The organism is Niallia sp. Sow4_A1 (assembly GCF_052116745.1).
GTDB classification, from domain to species: domain Bacteria; phylum Bacillota; class Bacilli; order Bacillales; family Cytobacillaceae; genus Niallia; species Niallia hominis.
In genome coordinates this window covers 1-2,726 of the sequence record NZ_JBQKKM010000104.1, presented here as the reverse complement: position 1 = coordinate 2,726, position 2,726 = coordinate 1, and the positions used below count along the sequence as shown (strand labels likewise).

General features: G+C 33.8%; 3 protein-coding genes. 1 reads left to right on the top strand and 2 read right to left on the bottom strand.

Features of this window, described 5'->3' with window-relative positions; genetic code table 11:
* Window positions 1-319: 319 nt before the first annotated feature.
* Window positions 320-895: a helix-turn-helix transcriptional regulator gene (locus ACTQ5K_RS25290; RefSeq protein ID WP_109769210.1), complete on the bottom strand. Its 576-nt coding sequence runs from the start codon at window positions 893-895 to the stop codon at window positions 320-322.
* A 66-nt stretch (window positions 896-961) separates the two neighbouring features.
* Window positions 962-1,507, bottom strand: coding sequence for a TetR/AcrR family transcriptional regulator (locus ACTQ5K_RS25285; protein WP_109769209.1), 546 nt, complete (start codon window positions 1,505-1,507; stop codon window positions 962-964).
* A gap of 154 nt (window positions 1,508-1,661) precedes the next feature.
* Between ACTQ5K_RS25285 and ACTQ5K_RS25280 the strand changes: the two genes are divergently transcribed.
* Window positions 1,662-2,507, top strand: coding sequence for an SDR family NAD(P)-dependent oxidoreductase (locus ACTQ5K_RS25280; protein WP_268817954.1), 846 nt, complete (start codon window positions 1,662-1,664; stop codon window positions 2,505-2,507).
* Window positions 2,508-2,726 lie beyond the last annotated feature (219 nt).

Genomic DNA, 2,726 nt, shown 5'->3' with positions numbered 1-2,726 from the left:
AGAATTTCTTGAAACGTCATTTGTAGTGTTCGAAATAAAGTTTTTTCCAATTCTTTTAATGATGGCATTTTTGTGTTACATTGATTCATGAGAGCCTCTCCTTTTCGTAGTGTTCGCCAAATTCTACTTTACAAAAGGAAGCTCTCTTTTTTAATGCTTAATTTTTTCCAGCTACCGCGCTCTCGCTTGGTGGCCTTTTTGTCTAGTTGGGGGACGAGTCCCCCAACTAGACAAAAAGGATATTTATTCTCCCACAAACATTTTACTCATACTTGAAAATCAAAAACCCTCTATCCTTTTGGATAATAGAGGGAAATGATTAGACTCCGTATTTTAATAATATATGGAGAACTACAACATCGTTCGTCTCATTTATATAAGAATGTGTTTCATTTGCATCAAAACTAATAGAATCATATTCATTTAAGATATATGACTCTTTATTTACATTAATGGTTATCGTTCCTGCCATCACAGTAGCAAGTTCAGTCGTATTGGGGTGATGCCTTTCCGGATAATAGGAACTATGCGGTTGTAAATATGCTCGACACATTTCTATCTCATTATTTGGATTTGGATTTTGAAAAATTGGCTCCACTGCCCAATTGCCATCATCTCCAAAAATTCTTAACCCGCTCCCAGCTCGCGATACATTTACACTGCTTCCTGAGGAAAATAACGCCATAAGAGGGATCGATAAACTTTTCGAAATCTTCCACAAAACCCCAATTGTTGGATTAGTTTCTCCCCGCTCAATATTCCCCAGCGTCAGCTTACTTACACCTGATATCTCAGATAAATTTTCGAGACTCAACTGTCTTTCTTTACGCAATTTTTTAAGCACTGCTCCAACTTGAATAACTACCTGTTTTGAATCATCTATTTCTCTATTCATTTTAATCCTCCATTTATCCTATTATGGAAATTATTATTTTCCTGTGTTATGAGCTTAACTCCATACCTAATTAAGTGGTTCAAACAAACCTTTACATTGGTTAGTTAACTGATTATAAACCGCCGCTCCTTTGGCATAAGCCTCTTTGCTAAAATCATCCTTTTCCATAAATGTCTTTAAAAACATATAAGTAGCGCCTGCATAATAGTTTGCAATATAATCACTATTTTTACCAAATGCTTTATGTTGCTCCATTACAAGCTTATTAAAATTAGCTAACTGGCGAATAAATTCATTACTAATGCCAGCCCATTCAATTAATGCAAATGTCTCTTGATTTTGTTTCCAAAATTGAATTAGTAGTTGAATAAAGCCTGAAGCGTTAAAAGATTGCTGCTTTAAAACCGACCTAAAATCACTCATGACATTGGATATCTGTCTTATAATGATGTCTTCTTTCACTAAATAATTTCTGTAAAAAGTTTGCCTTGCAATTCCAGCTTCCTCGCATAAATCTCGGATGGAAAGCTCATAAAAGTTTTTATTCTTAAGATTAAACATCATTAAACTTTGCAGCAATAATTTTTGTGTTCTTTCGACCCGTTTATCCATTTATGCACCAATTTCCTTTCCTGTGTCACATAAAAAAATTATTTACTTTTTCTTTGCTTAAATTTATTATACAATTCTTTCAAACTAAGTGACAAATGTAACTTAAGTGTCAATTGCTCATTTATAAAATTATTTAATATCGGAGGGAATTATTTTGGAAACAGGAAAAATAGTAATCATTACTGGAGCCAATAATGGGATTGGTCTACAGTTAACCAAAAAAATGCTAGCAGAAGGGAGTCAAGTTATTGCATTAATACGTTCTTCTTTTTCAAAGGACGACAACTTTATTCAATCAAAAATTACTACAGGACAGTTACGAATTTATAAAGCAGATTTATCTGATTTTAACAGTCTAAAAAAAGCGCTGGAAGAAATAAAAGCAACGGAGAAGAAAATAGATTTCCTTTTCAATAACGCTGGCGGCAGCTTTCCTTCGTTGTTATTTTCTAAGCAAAATCGCGAACTACATTATGAACTTCAGACAGTAGTGCCTTATATTATTTTTAAAGAACTATCCCCTTTATTTGAAATGGGAGAAGATAAGACAATTGTTAATACATCTCCCGCTGTCATCCTTCGAGTGAAACAGTTTGATCCAGATACATTGGAAAACCCATCTTCCTTTAAAAAGTTATTCGGTCCCTATGCGACAGCAAAGCTAGCTTTATCTTTATGGACAAAAGAAATAGCAAAAAGGGAGAGTGCCAATGGATTCCGGTTTCTAAGTGTAGACCCCGGGAGTAACAATACGTTGCGGAAAGAAAAAAAATCAGGTATCCCCTTTTATATAAAACCATTGATGAAGTTTTTCTTTTCCCCACCCACAAAAGGGGCTGCTTTACTCTACGATGCCGCAATGGATAAGACTGGAGCAGTTTCTGGGGACTTTATTATTAAAGGGAAAAGCACGAAGGTTAAATTTTCTGAATATAGTTCCCTTATTTTAGAGGGAGTACACAGGATTTATGTGAGGGAATTCTTGAATAGTGAGGAGTAGAGAGATAATAAAAAGAAGGTTTGCAGGATATTTAGGGGGTGTTTCGAATAAAGTTTGATTATAGTTTATAATCTCATATGAATAAATTTTACTCTACTGATATACTCAAACCTGAATTATTCATAGAAAATCATTAATTGGTTACAATCGTTATTCCAATAAGCTTTTTTGTTAAATGTTAATTCACTTGATAAATGAAAAAAGAATCCATTTCTGATA